Source organism: Pseudonocardia broussonetiae (genome assembly GCF_013155125.1).
GTDB classification, from domain to species: Bacteria; Actinomycetota; Actinomycetes; order Mycobacteriales; family Pseudonocardiaceae; genus Pseudonocardia; species Pseudonocardia broussonetiae.
In genome coordinates, this window is record NZ_CP053564.1 from 4,297,420 (window position 1) to 4,322,909 (window position 25,490).

The window sequence follows — 25,490 nt, forward strand, 5'->3', positions numbered from 1 at the left end:
CGCCGACGATCCCCACCGCGCTCGGCGGCGGCATCACCCGTCGCGGATGACCCGCCCGGTCCCGCCGGCCGTGGGGTCCGCCGGCTCGGCCGACTCCGGGTCGGCGGCCTCCCGGGCGGCCCGCTCCGTCTGCGTGCGGCGCCGGAACTCGACGACGGCGTCGCGGACGCGGAGCGGGAACCCGTGCGCCCCGATGCGGTCCTCGAGACCCAGCCGCTGCAAGGTGGTGCGCAGCGTCGTGCGCACGCTGACCAGCACCAACCGCACGGACCTCTCCTCGAGCTGGTCCATCAGCTCGTCGAGCGCCTCGGCGCCCGTCACGTCCATGTCGACGATGCCCTCGGCGTCGATGACGACCTCGCGCACCGGCGGGTCCGACGCGTCGACGAGGTCGATCACCTCCTCGCGCAGCACGGCCGCGTTCGCGAAGAACAGCGGCGCGTCGAAGCGGTAGACGAGCAGTCCGGGCACCATCCGGGAGCCGTCGTGGTTGGCCGCGGTCCGCCACGCGGTTCGGCCCGCGACCCGGCCCAGCACCGCCGTGGGCGGCAGCACGGCTCGCCGCAGCACCTCCAGCAGCGACACCGCCACCCCCACACCGATGCCCGGCAGCACGCCGACGACCAACACGCCGCCCGCCGTGACGGCCGCGAGCACGAAGTCGCTGCGCCGGACCCGCCACAGCAGGCGCAGCCCGTCGAGGTCGACCATCCGGGCCGAGGCCACGAGCACGACCGCGCCGAGCGCCGCCTGCGGCAGGTACCGGAAGACCGGCGTCAGCACCAGCAGCGTCACCGCGGTGAGCGCCGCCGCCACGAGGTTCGCCCCCTGCGACCGGGCGCGGGCGTCGGCGACCATGAAGCTGCGCGAGTCGCTCGCGTTCGCGGGGAACCCCTGCAGCAGGCCCGAACCGACGGACGCGGCGGCCAGGCCGAGGAACTCCCGGCGGCCCGACACCCGGTCTCGGTCACGACGGGCCAGGGCGCCGGCCGTCAGCATGCTGCTCGCGAAGATCAGGAGGGCGACGCTCGCTCCGGCGCCGAGCAGGTCGAGCACGTCGCCGGGCGCCGTGTCGGGGAGCGACGGGACCGGGATGCCGGAGTCGACCTCGCCGATCACCGGCACCTCGTCCTGCCACCCGACGAGGGCCACGAGGGCGGTGGCCGACGTGACCGCGAGCAGGATGCCGGGCACGCCCGGGGCCCAGCGGATCACGGCGACCACGACGAGCACCGTCGCGACGCCGATGAGCAGCGCCCGCGTGTTCGTCGTCGGGAGTGCGGCGACCAGCTCACCCAGCTTGCGCCACCACTGCTCGGCCGGCGTGGGGACCGCGAAGATCTTGCCGAGCTGGCCTGAGCCGATCACGACGGCCGACCCGGCGAGGTAGCCGGCCAGCACCGGCGTGGACAGCAACCGGGCCACCACGCCGAGACGCAGCAGCGCCCCCAGGAGCAGGAAGCCCGCCGTCACCAGGCTGAGCAGCGCGGCCAGCCCGGCGGCCCGCTCGGGGGCGTCGGCGACGAGGCCGCCGACGTAGGCCGCGGTCACGATGGCGATCGACGACTCGGGTCCGACGTTGGCGTAGCGGCTGCTGCCCAGCAACGGGTACAGCAGCAGGGCGCCGAGTGCGGTGTAGAGGCCCGCGACCGGGGACAGGCCGGCCAGCTCGCCGTAGGCGAGGCCCTGCGGCACCAGCACCGCCCACACCCCGAGCCCGGCGAGCACGTCGGGGCGCAGCCACGCCCGCCGGTACCCGGCCAGGTCGGCGGCCCCGGGCAGGAGCCGCCGCAGCCGCCGCCCTCGCGACGCCGGCTCGGTGTCCGGTGCGCTAGCGATGACGGCTCAGCAACGGTGCCGGGTGGGGGCACAGCGAGTGGTTGGGCCGGTGGCGTGGGCCGAGGAGGGGGCCGTACAAGCGCGTGGCGCGGCGGTGCAACCGGATCGCCACGACGCTCAGCGCGACCAGGAGCGTCGGCAACATCCACATCATCGGGCACCTCGTTCGTTCATCGTGTCCTCCTCGGTCCGGACTGCGGCGCGCAGGTAGGTAGGCCCGCCGCCCGTACTGTTCTCACCTCCGCGGTCCCCCACAATCGGCGGAGACGGTGCCGTCGAACCCGCCGAGGAGGCCGCGGATGGACATGGTCCCTCGCGACGACCCGCGCGTCGTCGCCCTGTCGGCGGCCCTGCAGCCCTACGGCTGGACCATGGCCACCCCGGAGATGCTGGCCCGACGCGCGGTCGGGGTCCTGGACCGCCACTGGCTCCTCGGCGAACTGCCCGTTCCGCGGCCCGCCGGCTGGATGGACGGCGTCGAGCCGGCGGTGCGGAGCGACGAGCGCGTGGGCGTGCTGGTGGAGGCTCTGGCGGCACTGCGCTGGCGGGTGCTGACCCGCGAAGCGCTGTGCCGCCGGCTCGTCAGCGCGCTGGAGTGCTGGTCGGTGCGCCGCCGGCTCGTCGACATCGAGCTCGGCTGGTTGCTCGACGGCGGCGCCTGACCGGCGGCCCGCTCACTGCCGCGACATCGCCGCCCGCATCTCGGCCTCGCTGTCGACGATGAGGTCGCCGCTCAGGTCGACGGTCACGCTGCGCAGCAGACCGGTGAACCGGAACGGTGAGCGGTAGTCGGTGACGATCGGCGCGCCGGGGTTGGCCCCGCACGACAACCCGCCCGGGTTGAACATGATCGGGACGGTCACCGGGAGCTCGGCCTGCCCGACGAGCCGGTCGTCGACGTAGAGCTGGGCCCGCCCCGGCGCCCCCCGACCCCGGGCGAAGTCGGGCTCACCGGTCGGCTCGAACTCGAACCGCAGCCGGTGGTCGCCCTCGGGCAGCGGATCGGCCGAGGACACCCGGTGCGTGGCGCGGCTGAGGTAGTTGTGGGCGTAGTGCAGCCGCTGGTCCTGCACGTAGAACGCGAACCCGCCCGTGTTGGCGCCCTGGCAGAGCAACACGCCCTCGGCACCGCCGGCGGGGATCCCGACGTCGGCGACGATGCTGTGCGGGCGGTTGAGCACCCGCGGAGCGACGGCGCCGGGCACGATCGCGGTGTCCGGCCAGAACGTGTAGCTCGTGCGCTCCTGGGTGAGCTGCGGTCGCTCGGTCATCAGCCGGAGCACCGCGGTGCCGTCGATGGGGAGGACGCCGTAGCGGCCCGCCTCGACGTACCACTGGGCGATGAGCTCGACGACCTTGCTGCGGTTCTCCGCGGCGACGTCGTAGTTCTCCGCGAAGTCCTCGGCCGAGTTGTAGAGCTCCCAGCGCTCGGCGTCGAGCACCGCCAGCGTCTCGGCGCTGATCGCGGTGCCGAACGGCACCTCGGCCTCGGCGAACGACGGGCCCGGCCAGGGGCAGACCGCCCGCCAGCCGTTGTGGTCGATCGCCCGGTGGCCGAACATCTCGAAGTACTGCGTGTAGTGGCGCGTCGGCGCCTCCGCCTCGTCGAACGTCTGCGCGAAGCTCACTCCGTGGAGCGGTGCCTGGGTGACGCCGCGGATCGTGGTGGGCGGCTCGATCCCCAGCACGTCCAGCACGGTCGGGACCATGTCGATGATGTGCGCGTACTGCTGGCGGACCTCCCCGCGGGCGGTGATCCCGGCGGGCCAGTGCACGAGGAACGGGTCGCTCGCACCGCCGCGGTAGGTCTCGCGCTTCCACCGCCGGAACGGCGTGTTGCCGGCCCAGGTCCATCCCCACGGGTAGTGGTTGAACGTGGTGGGTCCGCCGATCTCGTCGAGCTTGGCCAGGCTGTCCTCGAGCGGTTCCGGTGCGTTGTTGAAGAACTGGGTCTCGTTCGTGGTGCCGGCGACGCCCCCCTCGGCGCTCGCGCCGTTGTCGGACACGACCATGATCAGGGTGTTGTCGAGCTCGCCCGTGCCGCGCAGGAAGTCCAGCAGCCGGCCGATCTGCTCGTCGGTGTGCGACAGGAATCCGGCGAACACCTCCATCAGCCGGGCCGCGAGCGTGCGGGCCTCGGGCGCGAGCGACTCCCACTCGGGCACATCGGGGTCGTGCCGCGAGAGCTCCGCATCCGGGGGGATCACGCCGAGCTCCTTCTGCCGGGCGAACGTCTCCTGGCGGTAGACGTCCCAGCCCTCGTCGAAGCGCCCCGCGTACCGGTCGGCCCACTCCCGCGCGACGTGGTGCGGGGCGTGCGCCGCGCCCGGGCAGAAGTGCAGGTAGAAGGGCTTGTCCGGGGCCACCTGCTTCGCGTCGGCGATGAACGAGATCGCGTGGTCGGTGAGGTCCTCGGTCAGGTGGTAGCCCTCCTCCGGGCTGCGCGGCGGCTCCACCTGGTGGTTGTCGTGGACGAGGTCGGGATACCACTGGCTGGTGTCCCCGCCCAGGAAGCCGTAGAAGCGGTCGAAGCCGCGCCCGAGGGGCCAGCGGTCGTACGGCCCGGCGGCGGACTCCTGCTCGGACGGCATCAGGTGCCACTTGCCGATCATGTACGTGTTGTAGCCGTGCTGCTTGAGCATCTCCGACAGGAAGCCGTTCTCGAACGGCGTGTTGCCGTCGTAGCCGGGGAAGCCGGTGGAGAGCTCGGTGATCGCGGCCATCCCGTTGGAGTGGTGGTTGCGGCCGGTGACCACGCAGGAGCGCGATGGCGAGCACAGCGCCGTGGTGTGCATGCGGTTGTAGCGCAGTCCCGAGTCCGCGAGCGAGTCCAGGTGCGGGGTGGCGATCGGGCTCCCGTAGCAGCCGAACTGCCCGAACCCGACGTCGTCCAGGACGATGATCAGCACGTTCGGGGACCCCGGCAGCGCACGTACCGGCTGGGGCCAGGCCGGGGCCGACTCGTCCGTGGTCCGTCCGATCCGGCCGGGGAACGTCGTGCCCGGCTGGTACTCGCTCAACGCCATGTCCGGCCTTCCTGTCCGAGAAGCCGATGATCGGCCCCACTCCAGGTGAGGAGCGAACACCGCCGCGGGGACGCGGTCCTCACCTGCATCAGGTGGTCAGGGGCACGCCACCAGCTCCGCCGCGGACCATCCGGAGCGTCAGCACGCCGACGACCGGGAAGCAGACGGAACGATCGCGTGGAAGCCGTCGGCGTCGACGGCTGCCGCCGATGACGGCACCGTCGAGCAGCAGGTCGGCCATCTCGCGGCCGGTCCCGTTGCGGATCACGACCCGGCGCGTCCGACGCCGGGGCGGTCGCCCCGGGTGTGGAGGTCGCCGGCCGCCCGGGCGTGCTCGCCCCGATCGGGTGGTGCCCGGCCGCGGTCTCGTCGTCAGGGTGCGGTCATCGACCGCCCGCCCGGGCCGAGACCTCCGATCACGCTGCTGCACAGGACGGGTCATGGATGCCGACGAACAGAACGCGCGGCCGGTCACCGGCGCGGCCCCTACCGCTCCCGCCCCTGCGGCCCCGGGGCGGTCGTCCGTTCCCGTCTGGCTGCAGGAGCTGGAGATCCCGGTGGGGGAGCGCTCCTTCGACGATCCCCGCCACGAGCGGCTGCGCCTGTTCAGCGAGCTGCTCGGCACGTTCCTGCTGGTGCTCGTCGGGGCCGGCGGCGCCGTCGTCGGGGCCGTCAGCGACGGGCAGATCAGCCGGACCGCGGCGGTGACCGCGCCCGGCCTGACCGTGCTCGCGATCATCCTGTTCATGGGGGCCATCAGCGGCGCCCACCTGAACCCCGTGGTGAGCATCGCGTTCGCGCTGCGCGGCGACTTCCCGTGGCGGCGGGTACCCGGCTACATCCTCACGCAGCTGGTCGGGGCGGCGCTCGCCTGCCTGGTCCTGGCCGCGGTGTTCGGCCGGGTCGGCGAGCTGGGGACCACGTCGCCGGGCGCGGGGGTCACCGGCCTGCAGGCGGCCGTGATCGAGCTGCTGCTGACGGTCGGGCTGGTGAGCACGATCCTCGGCACGGCCTCGACGGCGCAGAACGTCGGGGCGATGTCGGCCATCGGCGTCGGGGGCTACATCATCCTGGCCGGGCTGTGGTCGAGTCCGATCAGCGGCGCCTCGATGAACCCTGCGCGCTCCTTCGGCCCCGCGCTGGTCACCGGCGACTTCTCGCAGTACTGGGTGTACCTGGCCGGGCCGCTCGCCGGCGCGCTGATCGCGGTCGGGATCGCCCGCGTGCTGCGCGGCCCCGGCGGGGACTCCGGCGGCCGGGCGGCGGCGCGCGGCCGGACGGGCCGCGACGCGACGGCCGGGTGACCGACCGCGGCACCGCGACCCGACCGGCGCGGTCGCGGATCAGAACACGGTGGTCCAGTCGTCCTTCATGCTCGCGACGGTCCAGTCGTCCTTGTCGGCGCGGACGAGGGCCTGCTCGGCCCCGCTGGTGTAGGCGAACTCGCGGTCGGCGTCGTCGTGCAGCACGAGCAGCCGCAGGGTCGGCGTGTCCGGATGCTGCGTGAACTCCAGCATCGCGACGTCACCGTTGGAGTTGCCACCGGCCAGGATCGGGCGCCGACCGGTCCGGTTCCAGATCCGGACCGGCTTCTCCGGACCGTCGTCGACGTAGTCGGCGGCCGGCTGGTGGGTGATCGTCCCGTGGTGGCCGTCGCTCGTGTAGGTGAACGTGCTGCTGCTGCCGATCACCCGTTCCCGCGGGATGCCGTACATGTCCCGGCTGATCGGGCGCATGAAGTCGCGACCCCCGCCGGAGACGATGTAGGTGGTGAACCCGTTGGCGCCCAGGTAGTCGAGGAGCTCGACCATCGGGGCGTAGGCGCACTCGACGTAGGAACGGCCGAGGCTGGGATGCCGCGTCCCGCGGATGAACGAGTTCGACCGCTGCTCGAACTCCTCCACGCTGATCCCGTCGTACGCGGCGAGGATGCCGCGCAGCAGCTCGCGCACGCGGGTGTCGTCACCGGCGTAGTGGTCGGTCATGAGCGTCCCGAACCAGGCGAGGTCGTTCGCCGAGACCGCCTTCCACGGCTGCTGGTCGCGCAGCTCCGGCGTCGCCGCGGCCATCTCGGCCAGCCGGCGGATGACGAAGTCGAGCTGGATCGGCATCGGCTTCTCGCACCAGAGCGTCCCGTCGTTGTCGAAGACCGCGACGCGGTCCTCGACCGGCACCGCCGCGGTCCCGTCCTCGCCGACGACGCGCCGGACGAAGGCGACGATCGCCTGCTTGGCCGGGGCGTCCCGCCAGCTCGTCAACAACTGCTCCTCGGCCATGGTGCGTCCCTCCGCGGTCGGACATCCGGTCCCGACGAACGAACCGGAACGCGGGAGGTCTGTCCTCACCCGCCACGCGTGAGCGCCGGACGGCCGCGGGAGCACCGGTCGGCGATCACCCCCGGCGGGTGGTCCGCAGGCTCCGCGGCCACTGCAGGCTCGGAGGTCAGGTGACGAGGCGACCACAGGAGATCCTGACATGGCATCCCGAGCGTTCCGCGGCGTGATCAACGTCGACATCCGTGACTCGACGCCGGACTGGGCTCCGTTCGAGCCGCCCAGGGCACCCGACGGCGCGCTCAACGTCGTGTACATCGTGCTCGACGACGTCGGCTTCTCGGCCCTGTCCTGCTACGGCGGCCCGATCGCGACGCCGAACATCGACCGCATCGCCGCGGAGGGCGTCCGCTTCACGCAGTGGCACACGACGGCCCTGTGCTCACCGACGCGGTCGTGCCTGCTGACCGGACGCAACCACACGCGCAACTCGATGGCCTGCATCACCGAGGCGGCGTCGGGGTTCCCCAACGCGAGCGGGACGATCCCGCCCGAGAACGGGATGCTGCCGGAGATCCTGGGCGAGCGCGGCTGGAACACCTACATGGTCGGCAAGTGGCACCTGTGCCCGACCGTCGAGATGAACCTGGCCGCCACCCGCCGGAACTGGCCGTCGGGCCGGGGGTTCGAGCGGTGGTACGGGTTCCTCGGGGCGGAGACGAACCAGTGGTTCCCCGACCTCGTCTACGACAACCACCCCGTGGAGCAGCCCGCGTCGCCCGAGGAGGGCTACCACCTCAGCAAGGACCTCACCGACAAGGCGATCGAGTTCATCACCGACGCCAAGACCATCGCCCCGGACAAGCCGTTCTTCCTGTAATACGCGCCCGGCGCGGCCCACGCGCCGCACCACGCGCCGAAGGAGTGGATCGAGAAGTTCCGGGGCCAGTTCGACATGGGCTACGAGGCCATGCGCGAGCAGACCCTCGCCCGGCAGAAGCAGATGGGCATCGTGCCCGCGGACACCGAACTGCCGCCGATCAACCCGATCGGCACCCCCGAGACCCGCACCGGACCCGACGGCCAGCCGTTCCCGCCGCTGGACGTCACCCGGCCGTGGGACTCGCTCAACGACGACGAGAAGCGGCTGTTCGCGAGGATGGCCGAGGTGTACGCGGGTTTCCTGGGCCACGCCGACCACCACATCGGGCGGCTGCTGGACCACCTCGAGGAGTCGGGGCAGCGGGACAACACGCTCGTCATCGTCGTCTCCGACAACGGGGCCAGCGGCGAGGGTGGTCCCGACGGCTCGGTCAACGAGAACAAGTTCTTCAACGGCATCCCCGACGACCTGGAGTCGAACCTGGCGATGCTCGACGAGCTCGGCGGCACCAAGACCTACAGCCACTACCCCAACGGGTGGGCGATGGCGTTCAACACGCCGTTCAAGATGTGGAAGCGCTACGAGTTCAACGGCGGCACCTCGGACCCGTGCATCGTCTCCTGGCCCGCGGCCGGCGACGCGGCCGACTCGTCCGGCAACGGCCAGCTGCGCCACCAGTACCACCACGCCATCGACCTCGTGCCGACCATCCTCGACACGCTCGGGGTGGAGCCCCCGGAGACGATCAAGGGCCACGTGCAGAGCCGGATCGACGGCGTCAGCATGCGCTACGCCATCACCGACCCGTCGGCGCCGTCGGCGCGGCAGACGCAGTTCTACTCGATGCTCGGCTCCCGCGGCATCTGGCACGACGGCTGGAAGGCCGTCACGACCCACCCCACGATCAGCGGCTGGAGCAACTTCAACAGCGACACCTGGGAGCTCTACCACACCGACACCGACCGTTCGGAGATGCACGATCTGGCGGCCGAGCAGCCCGACAAGCTCCGGGAGCTGGTCAACCTGTGGTACGCCGAGGCCGGCGACAACGGCGCCTTCCCCCTCGACGACCGGTCGGCCCTGGAGATCATCCTGACGCCGCGACCGCAGATCGCGGCGCACCGCGACCGGTACACCTACTACCCCGGCACGGCCGAGGTGCCCGAGCAGCAGGCGGTCAACGTCCGCAACCGCTCCTTCACGATCGGCGCCCAGGTCGTCATCCCGGAGGCCGGTGCCCAGGGCGTGCTGTTCGCCCACGGCGCCCGGTTCGGCGGGCACGCCCTGTACGTGAAGGACGGTCGGCTCCACTACGTCAACAGCTTCGTCGGCCTCGTGGAGCAGAAGGTCGACGGCACCGTCGACCTGCCCACGGGTGAGGACCTGGTGCTCTCGGCCTCGTTCGACAAGGACGGCGAGGAGCCCCAGGGCGTCGCCACGGGGATCCTGTCGCTGTACCACGCCGACCAGAAGGTCGGCGAGGGTCGCATCAGGACCCAGCCCGGCCTGTTCAGCCTGGCCGGTGAGGGCCTGTGCGTCGGGCGCGACAGCGGCGAGCCGGTGACCTCGGACTACCCCGGGGAGCACCCGTACGCGTTCACCGGCGGGACGATCACGCGCGTCGTCGTCGACGTCAGCGGCGACCCGTACGTGGACCTGGAGCGTGAGGCCCAGGCCATGATGGCCCGGGAGTAGACGACCCGGTGCTGCCCAGCCCGGCGAGGGAACCCACCCTCGCCGGGCTGCCGGTGCGGGCGCCTTCGGGAAGAGCGTCGAGAGCGAGTCGAGACCGTCGACTGCAGCATCGGTGCCGGTCCGGCCGATCGGGTGTTGTTCCGAGGAGGTCGGTCGGGACCTGCTGACGACGGACTCCGGTGCGGCGGGAGGCGGCTGGTCAGCGAGTACGTTGAAGGGTGGGGAGGGAGACCCGGTGACCGACAGGCCTGAGCGGTGGTGGCGGGGGGAGCTCCTGCACACCTTCCTCGCCGAGGCTGCCGGCGTGGAGATGCTCGAGTGCGCCGGGGTGCGGCTCGTCGAAGGACGGGGCGTGGAGGGCGACCGCTACGCCAACGGCATCGGGTACTACTCGCACCGACCGCACGAGGATCGGCAGGTGACGCTGATCGAGATCGAGACGCTCGAAGCCTTGGCACGCGATCACCGGATCGACCTCGCCCCGGCCGAGACCCGCCGCAACCTGGTCACTCGCGGGGTACCGCTCAACCATCTGGTCGGTCGTCGGTTCCGGGTGGGTGAGGCGCTGCTGTACGGCGGTCGGCTGAACGTGCCGTGCAGGTACCTCGAGCGGTTGATCGACAAGCCCGTCATGGAACCGCTCATCAACAGGTCAGGTCTGAACTGCCAGGTCCTCGTCGGGGCCTGGGTCCGGCCCGGTGATGCGATGGAGGCGGGGTGAGGGGGTGGCACCCCGACTGCTGATCGCAGCTCGGGTGGTCGAGGCGGTACGGGAAGCCGACGACGTGCGCTCCCTGCGCTTCGTCCCGGTGCACCGCCCGAGGTTCCCCTCCTTCCCCGGAGGTGCGCACACGATCCTGCAGCTGGCCGACGGTACCCGTCGGAGCTACTCGCTGTGCGGCGATCCGCACGACACCTCGACCTATCAGATCGCCGTGCTGCGCGAACCCGACGGACGGGGTGCGTCCCGACGGTTGCACGACGAGGTGCAGGTCGGGGACCACCTGTACCTGTCCTATCCCCAGGACGCGTTCGGACTGGATCCTGAGGCCCGACGCCACATCCTCGTGGCCGGGGGCATCGGGATCACACCACTTCTGTCGATGGTGTGCGACCTACCGCCGCAGTCGACGGCGGAGCTGCACTACTGCGTCCGGTCGCGCTCCCGGGCCGCCTTCCTCGAGCGCCTCGCCGCGCTCCCGGTCGACGTCCATCTCCACGTCGCCGACGAGGGCCGCCGACTCGACGTCGCGGCGCTGCTGGGCGTGACAGCGCCGGGAACGTCCGTCTACTGCTGTGGCCCGCAGAGGTTGATCAGTGCCGTGCGCGCGAGCACGGCCGGCCGGCCGCCCGGCACCGTGCACATCGAATCCTTCACCGGCTTGAGCAGCGAGCGGGCCCGGCAGGGCGAGCCCTTCGAGGTCGACCTCACTCTGACGCAACGCCGCCTGGGGGTACCTGCGGATCAGACGCTCCTCGACGTCCTGCGGGAGGTCGGCGTTCCGGTGGACGCCTCCTGCGAAGGCGGGATCTGCCGCACGTGTGTCGTCGACATCGTGGAGGGCGAGGCGATCCACCGTGACACGTGCCTGTCCGAACAGGAACGCCAGGGCGCACTGACCGCGTGCGTGTCACGCGGCCGGGGGCTGCTGCGGCTGCTGCTGTAGGGACCCGGTCGTCATCACCGGCTTCCTGCCCCCGACCTGACCTCGAGGTGCTGCCCGAGGGCAGCGTGCGCGAGGTGACACCGGCAGCAGCAGTGGTTATCGGGCCCCTTCCAGAACGGCGTGGAGAGCGGTGGCGAGGTCGTCGATCAGCACGGCGCCGCTGGGCGTGGCGCCGAGGGTCCATGCGAAGCCGTGCAGCATGCCGTCGTAGCGCTTCGCGCTGACGTCGACGCCCGCGGTGCGCAGGTTGGCGGCGTAGGCCTCGCCTTCGTCGCGCAGCGGGTCGAACTCGGCGGTGGCGACGAAGGCCGGGGGCAGGCCGACGAGGTCGTCGGCGCGGGCCGGGCAGGCGAACGGTTCCTTGCCGAGTTCCTGGGCACCGAGGTAGTGCGCCCAGAACCACTGCATGGAGCCCTTGGTGAGCAGGTAGCCCTCGCCGTTCTGCTCGTAGGACTCGGTCGTGAAGTTGAAGTCGGTCACCGGGTAGAGCAGCAGCTGCGCGGCGAGGCGGGGGCCCTGGCGGTCGCGGGCGGCGATCGCGACGGCGGCGGCGAGGTTCGCGCCGGCGCTGTCGCCGCAGGTCGCGATGCGCCCGGGGTCACCGCCCAGCTCGGCGGCGTGCTCGGCGACCCAGGCGGTCGCGGCGTAGCTGTCGTCGAAGGCGGCGGGGTAGACGTGCTCGGGCGCGAGTCGGTAGTCGACCGAGACGACGACCGCGCCGGTCCGGTTGGCGATCCGCCGGACCGGGTTGTCGCAGACGTCGAGGTCGCCGATCACCCAGCCGCCGCCGTGGAAGTACACGATCATGGGCTTGGGCCCGTCGCCGGCGGGGGTGTAGACGCGGACGGGGATGTCCCCGGCAGGGCCGGGGATCGTCCGGTCCTCGGTCGCGATGTCCTCGGGCTCGCCCTGCAGGTCGATGAAGCCCTTGGCGGCCTCGCGGGCTTGCGGAACGGTCATGTGCTCGAACGGCGGCATTCCCGCCGCAGCGAGCGCGGCGAGCAACTGCTGGGCTTCGGGGTGGACGGGCATGGCATCTCCGATCTGAGAGGGGCTGGGCACGAACGTCGCGGAAGGGCCACACACCAGGAAGCACTCGGCGCGCTGAACCTGGTGCAGGACGGCCCCGGCCGGAGTCCGGACCGGGACCGGTGGGGGCTGTCCCCGCGCACCACCGTGACCCTTGACGGGGGCGCGCGGGGCGGACGGCAGCTGCCGCCCGGGAGCGGTCAGCCGGTCACGACGCCGCTGCCGCCGAGACGACGTCGACGAACTTCGCCCGCGCGACCCCGGTGAACTCGCCGGCCGTGGCCGCGCCGCCGGTGCCCCGCGCGAACCCGTCGTAGTCGCGGGCGGCGACCTCGTCACAGATCAACCGGTAGGTACCGACCCCGCCCACGTACGGATAGAGGTTGCGCGGCTTGCCCGGGATGTTGGCGCCGACCCACCAGGAGTTGGCCCTCGGCAGCAGCGTCATCTGGGTGACCTCGTTGTGGTGGTCCACCCAGTCCCGCTCCGCCTCGGGCAGCGGCTCGATCGTGTCGAGGCCGTTCTCCCGGAGGTGACGCAGGCAGTCGGTGATCCAGTCCACGTGCTGCTCGATGGACACCGGCATGTTGCTCAGCACCGACGGGCTCTGCGGTCCGGTGATCATGAACAGGTTCGGGAACCCGTGGGTGGCGATGCCGAGGTAGCTCAGCGGCCCCTCCGCCCACTTCTCCTGCAGACCGAGCCCGTTCCGTCCGCGGATGCCGAGCTTGAACAGGGTTCCGGTCATCGCGTCGAAACCGGTGGCGTAGACGATGATGTCCGCCTCGTACTCCGCGTCCGCGGTACGGACCCCGGTGGGGGTGATCTCCTGGATCGGCGCCGGCCGCAGGTCCACCAGGGTCACGTTGTCCCGGTTGAACGTCTCGTAGTAGCCGTTCTCCAGCGGCGGGCGCTTGGTGAAGAACGGGTGGTCCCGCGGCGTGAGCAGCTCGGCGATCTCCGGATCGCTCACCCGCTCCCGGATCCGGGCCCGGAGGAACTCCGCGGCCGTCTCGTTCGCCTCCTCGTCGAAGAGCAGGTCGTTGAACGTCGTGCCGAGCCGGAACCCGCCGCGCTCCCAGGCCTCCTCGAAGATCTGCTGCCGCTCCTCGTCCGTGACCGACAGGGCGGTGCGGTTGGCGATGTGGTACGGGAAGCCGAAGCCCGTCTCCCGCGTCGTCTGCCAGATCTCCCGGTAGTTGTCCTTGATCTTCCGTCCGTCCTCGGCGTCCATCGGCCGGTTCCCGCCGGCGATGTCGTAGTTCGCGGTGCGCTGCAGCACGTAGACGTGCGCCGCCTGCTCCGCGATCTCCGGGATGGCCTGCACCGCCGTCGCCCCGGTACCGATGACGACGACCCGCTTGCCGGTGAAGTCCACGCCCTCGTGCGGCCAGGCACCGGTGTGGTACGAGTCGCCGCGGAAGCTGTCCCGGCCCGGGAAGTCGGGCAGGTTGGTCGTGGACAGGCACCCGACGGCGGTGATCAGGTACGTCGCCGTGAACTGTCCGCCGTCATCGGTGCGGACCGTCCACCGGCCGCTCGCGTCGTCGTACTCCGCCGCGACGACCTTCGTGCTGAACTGGATGTCCTTGCGCAGGTCGTACCGGTCGGCGACGTGTCGCAGGTAGCTGAGGAGCTCCGGCTGGGCGGCGAAGCGCTCGCTCCAGGTCCACTCCTGGAGCAGGTCCTCCGACAGCCGATCGGAGAAGCTGTAGAAGTAGCTCTCCGAGTCGCACCGGGCGCCGGGGTACCGGTTCCAGTACCAGGTGCCGCCGACGTCGTCAGCCGCCTCGAACACCCGCGCGGAGAGGCCGAGTGTGTCCCTCAGGCGGTGCAGCATGTACAGCCCGGAGAAGCCGGCGCCGATGACGACCGCGTCGAACTCGCCGGCCGACCTCGAGGGCGCGTCCCGCTGATCCTGTTGCTCGCTGGTCATGGGCTCTCCTTCATCTGTTGGTCTTCGTTGACACAAGAGATGGCGCCGTCGATCCCTGACGGCGGCGTCAGATGCCGAAGGCACCCGCGGCTGGTCCTCGGAAGGCGTGCGGAAGGGCAGCACCCGTTGCGCGGCGACCGGCGCTGCTGAGAGCTCCAGTTCTGCGGGAGGTGGTGGCTGACCGTCTCGTGTTCGCCATACTGCTGCGACCTCCAGCCGGAGCCCAACCTCGCCGTGGCACGTCGGTTCGATTCTGCACGGGCGTCGCCTGCGATTCAATGCCTCCACGACGGGCCGATCGTCGCGCCGGACGTCAGCGCACCTCTTCCGCGCCCTCGACGTTGCTCGGCCGGGGCCGGTGCGCTCGGTGGTCGCGGCGTTCACACCGAAGAGGTTCCTGGTTCGGCGCCGGGACGCGCGCGGTGCGAGGCTGCGGCGGTGACCCCTCCACCGGTGATCGTCTTCGACGTCAACGAGACCCTGTCCGACATGGCGCCGCTGGCTCGACGCTTCACCGACCTGGGCGCGCCGGCGCACCTCGCCCCGCTGTGGTTCGCCTCGGTGCTGCGCGACGCGTTCGCCCTCACCGCGGCGGGTGCCTCCGAGAGGTTCGCGGTGATCGCCGACGCACAGGTGCGGACGGTGCTGCACGACGTCGCGGTCGACCGGGACCCCGATGCGGCGGTCGCGCACGTGCTGGAGGGCTTCGCGGCGCTCGACGTGCACGCCGACGTGGTCGACGGGGTGCGCGCTCTGCGCGCCGCCGGGTTCAGGCTCGCGACGCTGTCGAACGGTGCGACGGAGGTCGCCGAGACGCTGCTGTCGCGGGCCGGCATCCGCGAGCACTTCGACCGGGTGCTGTCGGTCGAGGACGCCGGGGTCTGGAAGCCGGCGCCCGGGTCCTACGCCTACGCCGCGCGCGAGCTGGGCGTCGATCGGTCCGAGCTGGTGCTGGTGGCCGTGCACCCGTGGGACGTCGACGGTGCCGCCCGCGCCGGATGCGGCTCCGCCTACCTGGACCGCACCGCCCGGCCGTATCCCGCCCACCTGAGGAGGCCCGACCACGTCGTGACCTCGGTCGGGGCGCTCGCCGGTGCCCTCGCGGACTGACGGCCCGGTCACCTTCCGCGTGCGGGGCAGGTCGTCGTCGAGGTCACCGGTTCACGGCGTCTTCGGAGTCGATCCGGGTCTTCTGGCCGTCGGCCGGGGGGAACCGGCGGCCGCCCGGCGGCGGGGGCCGACGCGGTCAGGCCCCCGCCGTCCGATCAGCTCTCCGATTCGTACTTGAACGAGATCGCCAGCCGAACCCGGTAGCTGGTGACGCTGCCGTTCTCGATCGTCACGTCCTGCCGGACGACCTCGGCCACGCGGATCTCACGCACGGTCGCGGCCGCGGTCTCGACAGCGGTGCGCGCTGCTGCTTCCCAGGACTCGGTGCTCGTACCGATGACTTCAGTGACGCGGTAAACACTCATCTCGCTCACGCCTCCCTGTTGACCGGTCCGGCGTCCGGACCTGCGGCCACGCTAGCGGTGTCTGACGTGTTGGAGCCCGGGTGCGACGAGGCCTGCGCTCACCGGCGCTCGGCCGGGTCGTCGGCACGACCGCTGTCTGCACCAGGGCGACGAGCACCGCCACGGCACGTCAGAACTCACGGCGGGCCGTGGCCTCCGTGACTCGACCGATCGCCTGACCGCGCAGCGCAGTCGTCACGTGCTGTTCTTCGCTACCCCAGCATCAGGAACCAGGTCCCGCTCCAGGAGGGCGTACGCCTCCGCGAGATCACGGACTCCAGCCGGGCTGTTACCGACCGTGGGAGCCGACTTGATGATCGCCTTGAGGACGGCATCACGGGCCTGCTCGTCGAGACTCTGGTCAACCATGCCCGACGACGCTACAGCGGCGTCCACCACTGTGGTGTGCGACCGCCGCTCGTCCCGCAGTTCCTCGCCGCCGCGGACGATCCTCGTGTCAGTGCTCCGCGGTGGGGCGAGTGGCGCGGCCGAGACGCAGCGCCGAGACGAGGAAGAAGATGCCGCCGAGGGTGGCGTAGCCGGCGATGCTCGCCAGCGAGGAAGTCGGCTGACCGGCCATCAGGAAGAACGAGGCGCCGGCGAGGACGGAGATGGCACCGCTGAAGACCATCGGCCACTGTCCGCCGAGCGTACGGCGGCCGACGGCGACGACCGAATGATCTCCGGCGTTGCCGGTGGCTCGTGGCTGGTGCCTCCCGTGTCAGTAGCTAGTCATCCCGACCGGTTGCACCCTTCTTCTGACCCTCTCGCCGGTCCACCGTGGCCCGGTCGGCGGCCAGGCTGGTGAGCAGGGCGAGACCGTCGGCGGCGGCGGTGCCGGGTTCGGCGGTGTAGACCGAGAGGTGCTGGCCGGGCGCGCTGTCGATGGTGAGCTTCTCGAAGTGCAGCCGGATCTCGCCGACGTCGGGGTGGTGGAAGTGCTTGTCCTCCTGGATGCGTGGACCGACCTCGTAGCGGGCCCAGAGGGCGGCGAAGGCGGGGCTGCGCACGGTGAGAGCGCCGATGACCTGTTCGGTGCGCTGGTCGGGTACCGCGGTGGTGGCGCGCAGGTCGCGCACCGCGACGCTCGCGCAGCTGTCCCAGTCGGCGTAGAACTCGCGGGCGTGGGGGTCGAGGAAGATCATGCGCAGGAGGTTGTCGAAGCGGGCGAACCCGCGGTAGAGAACCTCCGCGAGGGCGTTGGCGGCGAGGACGTCCTGGCCCGGGCCGACGACGAACGCGGGCACCGTGTGCATCTGGTCGAGCAACTGCTGCAACGGTGCGGCGACCGTGGTGGTCGTCTCCGTGGCGAGGGCCGGCACGGCGGGCAGGCCGATCCGGTAGAGGTGACGGGCCGCGTCCTCGTCCAGGCGCAGCGCGCCGGCCAGGGCTCCGAGCACCTGACGTGAGGGGTGCCGTTCGCGGCCCTGCTCGAGGCGGATGTAGTAGTCGGTGCTGACGCCGGCGAGGAGGGCGACCTCCTCACGGCGCAGTCCCGGCACCCGCCGGGCGCCGTCGTCCGGGAGCCCGACGGTCGCCGGGGACACGAGGGCCCGGCGCGCGGCCAGGAACTCACCCAGTGCGGTGCCCCGGACAGCGCCCCGCTCCGCACCCCGGTTCATGCCTCGACGGTATCCCCGCCGGCCTGCCGCCGGGGAGGGTGTGCCACTCCCTGTCCGGCCGGCGGAGCCGGGTCGGGCGCGTCGAAGGAGGTGTTCAGGGTGAGCATCATCGCTCGGGCACCACGGTGGCCGGCGTGCCGGCGCGCACGCTGCTGTCCACGGCGGGGACGGCCGCGACCGAACGCGCCAGCACCGCCGCGGAGAGCAGCAGCGCCGCGATGATCAGAGCCGTGGTAGTGATCGCGACGGTCTGGCCGCCCACGCCTGCGACGGCGAAGTGGATCGTCCCGATGATCGCCACCGAGAGGGCCGCGCTGATCTGGAGGGTGGCGCTGACCAGGCCGCTGGCGAGACCGGCGAAGCGGCCGGGAACGCGGGCGACCGTGAGACGGATCAGCGACGGGAAGGCCAGCCCCTGCCCGAAGCCGATGACCGCCAGCGGCACCGCGGTCCACGCCGTCTGGCCGAGGGCGACGGTCAGGGCGGCGAAGGTCACGAACCCCGCGGCTTCCAGGCCCAGGCCGAGCGGAGCGACGCCTCGGGGGAGCAGGCCGGTCAGGCGGTGGACGGTCAGTGGGCCGATGAGGAAGCCGACGCCCAGCGGGAGGATGTCCAGACCGGCCTGGAAGGGACTCCGGCCCGCCGCCTGCTGGTAGGTCGAGAAGGTGAGGAAGAACGCCGCGATCGAGTAGAACAGCAGCAGCGCCACGAGCCCGCCGCGAACCCCCGGAGCGGTGATCGAGGCCGGGGCAACCAGCGGCCTCACCCGCAGGGCGGGGGCGTCGACGGTGTCGAGCGCGAGGCGGTGCTGGCGGCGCCAGAACCCGACCAGCGTCACCGCACCGGCGACGAGGACGACCCAGCACCACCACGGCCAGCCCAGGGACTCCGCCTCCACCAGCGGAACCACGATCCCGGCGAGGCCGACGAACAGCAGGACCGCGCCGGTGACGTCGAGCAGCTCGGTGCGTTCCGGCCGCGGCGCGCGGAGCACCAGGCTCCCCACGACCGCGATCGCCGCGAAGGGCAGGTTGATCAGGAAGATGGTGCGCCAGCCGAGGCCGAACACGTCGGCGGCGACCAGCAGCCCACCCAGGGACTGGCCGAGCACGGCGGCGAGGCCGAACACGGCGCCGTGGAAGCCGAGGGCGATGCTCTGCTGCCGTCCGGTGAGACTGGCCCGGATCAGCGCCAGCGACTGCGGCGCCATCAACGCCGCCGTGATGCCCTGCAGGATGCGCCCCACGACGAGCACGGCGGGTGCGGGCGCGATGCCGCACAGGAGAGAGGCCAGCGCGAACCCGATCAGGCCGACGAGGAACACGCGCTGGCGACCGTGGAGGTCGCCGACCCGGCCGCCCAGGATCAGGGTGACGGCGTAGGTGGCCGCGTAGGCGGCCACGACCTGCTGGCCCAGCAGGTCCCCACCGCCGAGCTCGTCCTGGATGGACGGGATGGCGAGGTTGACGATGAAGAAGTCCAGCGGGGGCAGGAGCGTGCCCACCAGCAGGGTGGCGACCCCGAGCCACGTGCGCCGCGACGAGCCGGACTCGTCGCCGTTCACGTCGCCGCCCCCACCGTTCCGACCGAGGACGTGGTCGCGTCCGGCGCGCTGCGGACCACGGTCGCGGCCACACTCGTGTTCATCGTGATGCTTCCGTCCTGGGGCGCATTCGCAGGCCGTTCCGGCCGCGAGTCGGTCGTTCTCAGCCATCAGCTCCGGGGCCAAGACTCGCAGGGTGGACCGCCGGACCGGGAGGGTGCGCTGCACCCACCCCTCCGCGATGCGCGTGCTCGTGATCAGACGGTGGCGGTCGGGACCGGGGTGCTGCCGACCTCGATGTTCACGATCTCGGCGAGGGAGGCGTAGGCCATGAAGCCGGGGATGTCCTCGGCCCGGGCGTTGGCGCTCTCGGCATCGGTCTGCGTGGCGTAGACCCACACGTCGATCCACTCGTGGTCGCCGACGCGGGCGGTGAGCGGGGCGGCGACGAAGCCGGGGATCTGCTCGGCGATGGCGGCGATCGCGCCGGGCCGGTGGGCGAGGAACTCCTCCTCGCGACCGGGCTGGACGCGCAGGCGGACGAACTCGGTGAAGTGAGCCATGGGACTGCCTTCTCTCAGGTGGTGGTGGTCGGTCGGGAGGTGAGGTGCTCGTCGACGGCGCGGGCGACGTCGAGTCCGCTCTCGATGGCGCCGTCGATGAAGCCGGCCCAGCCGCGGGCGTAGTCGGAGCCGGCGAGGAAGAAGCGGCCCTCGGGGCGGCGCAGTTCGGCGAGCGCGCCCGTGAGCTGGCCGGCGCGCTGCATGGGCCAGGTCTCGCGGGCGTAGGGGTCGGCGACCCAGTCGTGGCCGGCGACGTCGACGACCTCCAGGTCCGGGATCCAGGCACGGAGGACGTCCTGGACGGCGCCGCGATCGGTGAAGTCGAGGGCGGTGGAGTCCCCGCCGAGGCAGACGATGAGGCTGTCGCCGTCGACGGTGTACTCGAGCTGGGCGAGCTGCAGCGGGTGGTCGGCGGGGGCGAGCGCGGCGAACGGCGTGACGGGTCCGCGGACGCGTGCCCAGACCTTCACCCCCTGCGAGGTCTGGCCCTCCTGGGCGGCGGCCTGCTTGACGTCGTGGAGGGTGGGGGTGACGGCGATCGAGTCGAGCGCGTTGAGCGGGAGGGTGACGACGACCGCCGCACCGTCGACGACGCTGCCGTCGGCGAGGCGGACGCGGACCCCGGCGTCGTCGTGGTCGATCCCGGTGACCTCGGCGTCGAGCCGGAGGTGGGCGTCGCTGTCGTCGAGGATGGCCTGCAGCAGGGACGCGGTGCCGTTCTTGAGCCGGTACGTGGCGCACGCTTCGAACATCAGGTTCCAGTCGCCACCGCACAGGGCGTGCCAGCGCAGCGCCTGCAGGTACCCGCCGGTGTGGGTGGGCCCGCTGAAGTTGAGGGTCCAGAAGGCGTCGAGCAGCTCGCGCTGGTCGTCGGTGAGGTCGAGCTGGGCGATCTTGTCCGCTACGGTGAGCTTGTCGGCGGCGATCAGCTCGGCCTCCGCGGCGGTGCCGGGTTCGACCTCGTGGGGCGCGTAGGGGCGGGGGATCAGCCGCAGGCTGTCCTCGCCGAGGGCGGTCGCGCCGGGATCGAGCAGGCCGAGCAGCTCCTCGGCGCTGCCCTCGTGGCGGCGGCCGCCGGTGATCCAGTAACCCTTCTCCGGGACGGGGCTCCGGCTGAGCTCGGCTCCGTAGCGGCTGATCTCGGCCCAGACGTGGGGCTGGAACCAGTGGACCCAGGTGCCGCCGAGTTCGAGCCGGCGGCCGAGCTTCTCGGCGTAGTAGGTGCGGCCGCCGATGCGGTCGCGTGCTTCGAGGAGCACGACCTGCCGGCCGCGGCGGGTGAGCTCGCGGGCCGCGGTGACGCCGGCGAAGCCGGCGCCGACCACGATGACGGGGGAGGAGTCGCTCATGGGATCTCCGTGGGGTGTCGGTCGTCGGGAGGCGTGGGCTCAGCCGGCGTTGCGGCGGGTGGCGGCGTCGAGCACGACGCCGACCACGAAGACGAGCGGGACGGTCGCCATCAGCCACAGCGCCGTGCCGGCCTCACCGCCGATGAGGGTGGTGAAGTTGGCGACGATGAGCACCCCGGTTCCCAGGGTGAGCAGCGCGGAGACCGTGGGGGCGAGGAACGTGCGCCACAGCCCGGCGTCGGTGGCGCCCCGTCGGCGGAAGAACACCACGACCGACACCGAGGTCAGGAAGTACAGCAGCATCAGGGCGAGCACGGCGACGCCGCTGAGCCAGGAGAACAGGGTCAGGACGGGATCGAGGCCGAGGACCGCGAAGGGCACGACGAGGACCAGCGCGATCGCGGTCTGCACGGTGCCGGCGACGGCGGGGGCGCCGCGACCGTTGACCCGGGTCAGCGCCTGGGGCAGTGAACCGTGGCGGCCCAGCGAGTACAGGTAGCGGTTGATCGCGTTGTGGAAGGCGAGGATGCCGGCGAGCAGCGACGACGCCAGCAGGAAGCCGACGACGTCGCCGGTCCAGCCGCCCAGGACGGTGCCGATGGCCCCGGTCAGGAACGAGGTCGAGTCGCCGGAGTCGAGTGCGGCGCCCGCTGCGGCCGCGGCGTCGGCGGGGCCGTAGAAGGACACCAGCATCCAGGTCACGAAGGCGAAGAAGACCGCGATCAGCGTGACCGACAGGTAGGTGGCCCTGGGGACGGTCCGCTCCGGATCCTTGGCCTCCTCGGAGTAGATCGCGGTGGACTCGAACCCGAACATCGACGCGACCGCGAACATGATCGCCACACCGGGCGCGCCGGCGAAGACGGCGCTGGGCGCGAAGCTGGCGGCGGGGGCGAGGCCCTCCGGCCCGCCGCCCTGGAAGAGGACCCCGAGCGCGAACGCGATCAGGATCGACATCTCCAGGGCGACCAGCACGCCCAGCACGCGGGCGCCGGTGTCGATGCCCAGCGCGCCGACGACCTGGATCACGATCATCGTCACGACCGCGCAGACCCACCACGGCACCGAGACGCCCCCGTAGGTGCCGACCAGGCTGCTGACCACGGCGCCGTAGAGGCCGTACATGCAGGCCTGCACGGTCGCGTAGGACCACAGCGCGGTCAACGCGGACCCGGTGCCGGTCGGGCGGCCCAGGCCGCGGCCGACGTAGGCGTAGAAGGCGCCGGCGTCGGTGACGTAGCGGCTCATCGCGATGAAGCCGACCGCGAAGATGATGATCATCAGGCCGACCAGCAGATAGGCGCCCGGTGCGCCCGCCCCGTTGCCCAGGGCGACGGTCAGCGGGGTTGCGCCGGCGATGCCGGTCAGCGGGGCCTGCGCGGACAGGACGAAGAAGAGGATCCCGAGAACGCCCACGGAGTTCGGACGGAGGCGGGACGAGCGGGCGCCGGACGCGGTGCGGGCGCCGGCGACGTCGGAAGTGGCCATGGGACAGCTCCAGCTTGCGTCAGAAGTGCCTTGCGGGAAGGACTGCGCGGAGGAGTTCCTGCGCCTCGGTCGTGCCGGCGCCATCGCCGACGGCTGGAGTCGCTGTCGACGCGAGAAGAATTAACCAGATGGATAGACTTGTCAAGTGGTTAGTTTGACTGGTCAAGGGAGGGAGATCGTGGATCGAGGAGGCGCAGGGCCGGTGGGCGAGGCGGATTTGGGAGGATCGATCCCATGACGTCCAGTGCCTCCGGGCATCCGAGCGGTGTGGCCTACGGGGAGGGCAAGCTCGCCCTGCTGGACGCCGCCATCGCCGTCGTCGCCGACGGTGGGCTGCGGAAGCTGACCTGGCGGGCAGTGGCCCAGCGCGCAGGGGTGACGCACGGCCTGGTCGCCCACCACTTCGGCTCCCGGGACGCGTTGATCACCGCCGCGCTCGAGCTCGCCGTGCAACGCAGCATCGACGCCAGCCGGCTGGTTCCGGGGAGCGACCGGCTCGAGGACTTCGCGGCCAACCTCGTGGACATGGCCGTGACGGACGCCGACGCCCAGGCCTTCCAGTACGAGCTGATCCTCGAAGCGCGACGCAACCCGGAGCTCCGCCCGCACGTGCGCTCACTGCTGGAGACCTACCGGCGCAACGCCCGCACGGCGCTGGTCGAGCTCGGCCTGCCGGACGACCAACCGCTCGCCGACCTCGTCTACGCAGCCCTGGACGGCCTGGTGTTCGGGGTCTACTCCGAGGACGATCCGGCGCGGGCCCACGCCGCACTCGGTCGCCTGCGAGAGCTTCTCGGGCTGCTCGCGCGGCAGGGATGGACACCTGACTCTCGTTGAGGGTGGGCGAGACGGCCCCCGAGGTGGATGTGCGCCGGGCACCGGGGGCCGCCTCAGGTCAGACGGAAGACCGGCCAGCCGATCTCGGTGCGCCACGCAGCGGGATCGCTCGTGTCACGAGGGCCGACGAGGTAGACCTCCCGCACCGGCCCGGCCACCGACATCGCGTTCTCCACCACCCAGGTCCCGAGTTCGCCGTAGGTGACCTCGACGCCGTCGTGCTCGCCGACGTGGGTGGTGACGGCCAGTTCCGCGGCCGGCAGGCGCACGGGGTGCACGCGTCCGGAGCGAGGTGGTGAAGCGGTCGGCAGGTAGACGAGCGCGTGACCCCGCTCGTGCTCGAAGAGAGCGTTGTCGTAGCTGCCGCCCGGCGGTCCGGTCACGGCGGCGCCGACGGCCGCCTCCAGTTCGGCCATCGCGCCGGCGTACCAGATCGAGACGTCGCGATGCCCGACCACGGCCTCCACCGCCGCGACCGTCCGGGCGGGCTCCGCGCGCAGCTCGACGTCGATCGGCGTGGGGTCGGGCCGGAGCAGGCGGCGCAGCGACACGACCGTGGCCCGCGTGCGGTCGAGAACGTCCTCGAGGCGTTGCAGGTGTTCCGCGACCAGAGCCGCCCGGACGCCGGGGTCGGGGGTCCGCAGGATCCGCTGCACGTCGCTGAGAGGGACGTCGAGCTCGCGGAGCCGGTGGATGACCTGCGCGGTCGGGATCTGGTCGACGCCGTAGTAGCGGTAGCTGGTGGCCTCGTCCACCACGGCGGGTTCCAGCAGGGCCGCGTCGTGGTACCGGCGCAGGGTCCGCACGCTCAGGTGGGTCAGGCGGGAGAACTCCCCGATGGTCAGCACCCCCTCATCCTGAACGCTCTCCCCGGGGGAGGGTCCACGGCTTGACCCTCCCGCGCCGTGAGGTCCCACGGTGGGCTCATGACACAGCACACCGACCTCCCGTCCGATCTGCTCCCGACCACCGTGCGTGCGTTCATGGCCGCCCAGATCGTCCGCGACGGCGGCACCGCCTCGTCGTTCCTGACCGAGGACGCGGTGGTCGTCGACCAGGGCGAGACCTTCCGCGGCCGAGAGGCCCACGCGTTCCTGCGGGACGCCGGGTCCGAGTTCGAGTTCACGACCGAGCAGATCGGCGCTCGCCGCGTCGACGACGCCCACTGGGTGGTGACCGTGCGGCTCGAGGGCACCTTCCCGGGTGGCGTCGCCGAGCTCGACTACCGGTTCACGCTGCGGGACGACCTCGTCGCCGAGCTCGTCATCGCCAACCACGCGGCCTGACCGTGTCCGGTTCGGATCGCGATCGCCTCGACGGTCGCCGGGCGCTGGTCACGGGCGGCTCGAAGGGCTCGGGCAGGGCCGTGGTCGAACGACTGCGGGAGATGGGTGCCGACGTGTTCGTGACGGCGCGGACGATGCCCGACGGGTACGAGCACCCTGACCGGTTCATCGAAGCGGACACCTCGACGGTGGACGGCGCCGACGCCGTGGCCGCTCGGATCGCTGAGACCGGAGCACTCGACATCCTGGTGCACGTCGTCGGAGGGGCGTCGACGCCGCCCGGTGGATTCGCCGCCATCACCGACGACCAGTGGCTCGTCGAGCTGAACCTCAACCTCCTCGGAGCGGTGCGGCTGGATCGAGCGCTCCTCCCGGCGATGATCGAGTCGGGGTCGGGGGTGGTGCTGCACTTCACCTCGATCCAGCGAGAGCTGCCCCTGTACGACGCGTCCCTGGCCTACGCCGCGGCGAAGGCCGCGCTGCGCACCTACAGCAAGGGACTCGCCAACGAGCTCGCGCCGCGCGGCATCCGGGTCAACGCGGTCAGCCCCGGCGGGATCGAGACCGAGGCCTACGAGAGGTTCGTGGACCGGATCGCCGAGGGAAACGGACTCACACGTGAGGCAGCCGAGCAGACCATCTTCGACTCCCTCGGAGGAGTGCCCCTGGGGCGGTTCGCGAACACCGAGGAGATCGCGGACCTGGTGGGCTTCCTGGTCTCGGACCGCGCCTCGGCGATCGTGGGGGCCGAGTACGTGATCGACGGTGGCACCGTTCCGACCGTCTGAGCCGGGCACCGGCTCCGAGCAGCCGCTCGTGAGCAGCTCGACTCAACTGCAGGATCCCCCTTCAGAAGGAGAACTGAGTGAGGGAGTGCGGAGCGGGAGGGATCTGCCCGGACGGGCGAAGCATTGCCTGGCGGCCCTTCAGCAGGTTGAGG

Annotated in this window: 23 protein-coding genes and 1 pseudogene; 9 read left to right on the forward strand and 15 right to left on the reverse strand. The window is 71.8% G+C overall.

Features of this window, described 5'->3' with window-relative positions:
• Positions 1 to 33: 33 nt before the first annotated feature.
• The gene (locus HOP40_RS21085; RefSeq protein ID WP_172161194.1) at positions 34 to 1,728 is read right to left on the reverse strand and encodes a SulP family inorganic anion transporter; all 1,695 of its coding nucleotides are present in this window, start codon (positions 1,726 to 1,728) and stop codon (positions 34 to 36) included.
• 410 nt (positions 1,729 to 2,138) lie between these two features.
• Here HOP40_RS21085 and HOP40_RS21090 point away from each other — a divergent pair, with 410 nt between their 5' ends.
• Entirely contained in the window at positions 2,139 to 2,501 is a 363-nt protein-coding gene (locus tag HOP40_RS21090; RefSeq protein ID WP_172161196.1) for a hypothetical protein, read from the forward strand.
• A 12-nt stretch (positions 2,502 to 2,513) separates the two neighbouring features.
• Here the strand turns inward: HOP40_RS21090 and HOP40_RS21095 are convergent, their stop codons facing one another.
• Both HOP40_RS21095 and HOP40_RS21100 read right to left on the reverse strand, forming a co-directional pair.
• A complete protein-coding gene (locus HOP40_RS21095) occupies positions 2,514 to 4,865 on the reverse strand; it encodes an arylsulfatase (protein WP_172161198.1) in 2,352 nt (783 codons plus the stop codon).
• A gap of 88 nt (positions 4,866 to 4,953) precedes the next feature.
• Entirely contained in the window at positions 4,954 to 5,133 is a 180-nt protein-coding gene (locus tag HOP40_RS21100; RefSeq protein WP_172161200.1) for a hypothetical protein, read from the reverse strand.
• 172 nt (positions 5,134 to 5,305) lie between these two features.
• Here HOP40_RS21100 and HOP40_RS21105 point away from each other — a divergent pair, with 172 nt between their 5' ends.
• On the forward strand, positions 5,306 to 6,169 hold the full coding sequence (locus tag HOP40_RS21105; RefSeq protein WP_172161202.1) for an MIP/aquaporin family protein: 864 nt from the start codon (positions 5,306 to 5,308) through the stop codon (positions 6,167 to 6,169).
• Positions 6,170 to 6,208: 39 nt separating this feature from the next.
• Here HOP40_RS21105 and HOP40_RS21110 read toward each other — a convergent pair whose 3' ends face one another.
• The gene (locus HOP40_RS21110; protein WP_172161204.1) at positions 6,209 to 7,141 is read right to left on the reverse strand and encodes an HAD family hydrolase; all 933 of its coding nucleotides are present in this window, start codon (positions 7,139 to 7,141) and stop codon (positions 6,209 to 6,211) included.
• Positions 7,142 to 7,340: 199 nt separating this feature from the next.
• Between HOP40_RS21110 and HOP40_RS21115 the strand changes: the two are divergent.
• The 3 genes and pseudogenes from HOP40_RS21115 (at position 7,341) to HOP40_RS21125 (ending at position 11,383) form a co-directional block, all read left to right on the forward strand.
• Positions 7,341 to 9,716 (forward strand): annotated as a pseudogene (locus HOP40_RS21115) (arylsulfatase).
• 235 nt (positions 9,717 to 9,951) lie between these two features.
• Entirely contained in the window at positions 9,952 to 10,437 is a 486-nt protein-coding gene (locus HOP40_RS21120) for an MOSC domain-containing protein (RefSeq protein ID WP_240157181.1), read from the forward strand.
• 4 nt (positions 10,438 to 10,441) lie between these two features.
• The gene (locus tag HOP40_RS21125) at positions 10,442 to 11,383 is read left to right on the forward strand and encodes a PDR/VanB family oxidoreductase (protein ID WP_172161206.1); all 942 of its coding nucleotides are present in this window, start codon (positions 10,442 to 10,444) and stop codon (positions 11,381 to 11,383) included.
• Between the two features lie 96 nt (positions 11,384 to 11,479).
• Here the strand turns inward: HOP40_RS21125 and HOP40_RS21130 are convergent, their stop codons facing one another.
• The gene (locus HOP40_RS21130; protein ID WP_172161208.1) at positions 11,480 to 12,415 is read right to left on the reverse strand and encodes an alpha/beta hydrolase; all 936 of its coding nucleotides are present in this window, start codon (positions 12,413 to 12,415) and stop codon (positions 11,480 to 11,482) included.
• 205 nt (positions 12,416 to 12,620) lie between these two features.
• Positions 12,621 to 14,348 (reverse strand): flavin-containing monooxygenase, encoded by a 1,728-nt coding sequence (locus HOP40_RS21135; RefSeq protein WP_172161210.1) that lies wholly within the window; start codon positions 14,346 to 14,348, stop codon positions 12,621 to 12,623.
• Positions 14,349 to 14,786: 438 nt separating this feature from the next.
• Between HOP40_RS21135 and HOP40_RS21140 the strand changes: the two genes are divergently transcribed.
• Positions 14,787 to 15,458, forward strand: a complete 672-nt coding sequence (locus HOP40_RS21140) for a haloacid dehalogenase type II (RefSeq protein ID WP_172161212.1) — start codon at positions 14,787 to 14,789, stop codon at positions 15,456 to 15,458.
• 155 nt (positions 15,459 to 15,613) lie between these two features.
• On the opposite strand, the gene HOP40_RS21145 is transcribed toward HOP40_RS21140, so the two are convergent.
• The 8 genes from HOP40_RS21145 to HOP40_RS21180 all read right to left on the reverse strand — a co-directional run bounded on the left by HOP40_RS21145 (position 15,614) and on the right by HOP40_RS21180 (position 22,427).
• Entirely contained in the window at positions 15,614 to 15,823 is a 210-nt protein-coding gene (locus HOP40_RS21145) for a dodecin family protein (RefSeq protein ID WP_172168760.1), read from the reverse strand.
• A gap of 234 nt (positions 15,824 to 16,057) precedes the next feature.
• The gene (locus tag HOP40_RS21150; protein ID WP_172161214.1) at positions 16,058 to 16,231 is read right to left on the reverse strand and encodes a hypothetical protein; all 174 of its coding nucleotides are present in this window, start codon (positions 16,229 to 16,231) and stop codon (positions 16,058 to 16,060) included.
• A gap of 88 nt (positions 16,232 to 16,319) precedes the next feature.
• Positions 16,320 to 16,493 (reverse strand): hypothetical protein, encoded by a 174-nt coding sequence (locus HOP40_RS21155; RefSeq protein WP_420821765.1) that lies wholly within the window; start codon positions 16,491 to 16,493, stop codon positions 16,320 to 16,322.
• Positions 16,494 to 16,590: 97 nt separating this feature from the next.
• Positions 16,591 to 17,484, reverse strand: coding sequence for a helix-turn-helix domain-containing protein (locus HOP40_RS21160; RefSeq protein ID WP_172161216.1), 894 nt, complete (start codon positions 17,482 to 17,484; stop codon positions 16,591 to 16,593).
• A gap of 106 nt (positions 17,485 to 17,590) precedes the next feature.
• Complete coding sequence (locus HOP40_RS21165; RefSeq protein WP_240157182.1) at positions 17,591 to 19,048, reverse strand: MFS transporter; 1,458 nt, start codon at positions 19,046 to 19,048, stop codon at positions 17,591 to 17,593.
• Between the two features lie 236 nt (positions 19,049 to 19,284).
• The gene (locus HOP40_RS21170) at positions 19,285 to 19,590 is read right to left on the reverse strand and encodes a hypothetical protein (RefSeq protein ID WP_172161220.1); all 306 of its coding nucleotides are present in this window, start codon (positions 19,588 to 19,590) and stop codon (positions 19,285 to 19,287) included.
• A 14-nt stretch (positions 19,591 to 19,604) separates the two neighbouring features.
• Positions 19,605 to 20,939, reverse strand: a complete 1,335-nt coding sequence (locus tag HOP40_RS21175) for a flavin monoamine oxidase family protein (RefSeq protein WP_172161222.1) — start codon at positions 20,937 to 20,939, stop codon at positions 19,605 to 19,607.
• Positions 20,940 to 20,978: 39 nt separating this feature from the next.
• The gene (locus HOP40_RS21180) at positions 20,979 to 22,427 is read right to left on the reverse strand and encodes an APC family permease (RefSeq protein WP_172161224.1); all 1,449 of its coding nucleotides are present in this window, start codon (positions 22,425 to 22,427) and stop codon (positions 20,979 to 20,981) included.
• A gap of 234 nt (positions 22,428 to 22,661) precedes the next feature.
• Between HOP40_RS21180 and HOP40_RS21185 the strand changes: the two genes are divergently transcribed.
• On the forward strand, positions 22,662 to 23,264 hold the full coding sequence (locus HOP40_RS21185) for a TetR/AcrR family transcriptional regulator (RefSeq protein WP_172161226.1): 603 nt from the start codon (positions 22,662 to 22,664) through the stop codon (positions 23,262 to 23,264).
• A gap of 53 nt (positions 23,265 to 23,317) precedes the next feature.
• Here the strand turns inward: HOP40_RS21185 and HOP40_RS21190 are convergent, their stop codons facing one another.
• The gene (locus HOP40_RS21190; protein ID WP_172161228.1) at positions 23,318 to 24,112 is read right to left on the reverse strand and encodes a MerR family transcriptional regulator; all 795 of its coding nucleotides are present in this window, start codon (positions 24,110 to 24,112) and stop codon (positions 23,318 to 23,320) included.
• 78 nt (positions 24,113 to 24,190) lie between these two features.
• Between HOP40_RS21190 and HOP40_RS21195 the strand changes: the two genes are divergently transcribed.
• Both HOP40_RS21195 and HOP40_RS21200 read left to right on the forward strand, forming a co-directional pair.
• Positions 24,191 to 24,550 carry a nuclear transport factor 2 family protein gene (locus tag HOP40_RS21195; protein WP_172161230.1) on the forward strand — a complete coding sequence of 120 codons (360 nt, stop codon included), beginning with the start codon at positions 24,191 to 24,193 and terminating at the stop codon, positions 24,548 to 24,550.
• 2 nt (positions 24,551 to 24,552) lie between these two features.
• Complete coding sequence (locus tag HOP40_RS21200) at positions 24,553 to 25,338, forward strand: SDR family oxidoreductase (protein ID WP_172161232.1); 786 nt, start codon at positions 24,553 to 24,555, stop codon at positions 25,336 to 25,338.
• Positions 25,339 to 25,490 lie beyond the last annotated feature (152 nt).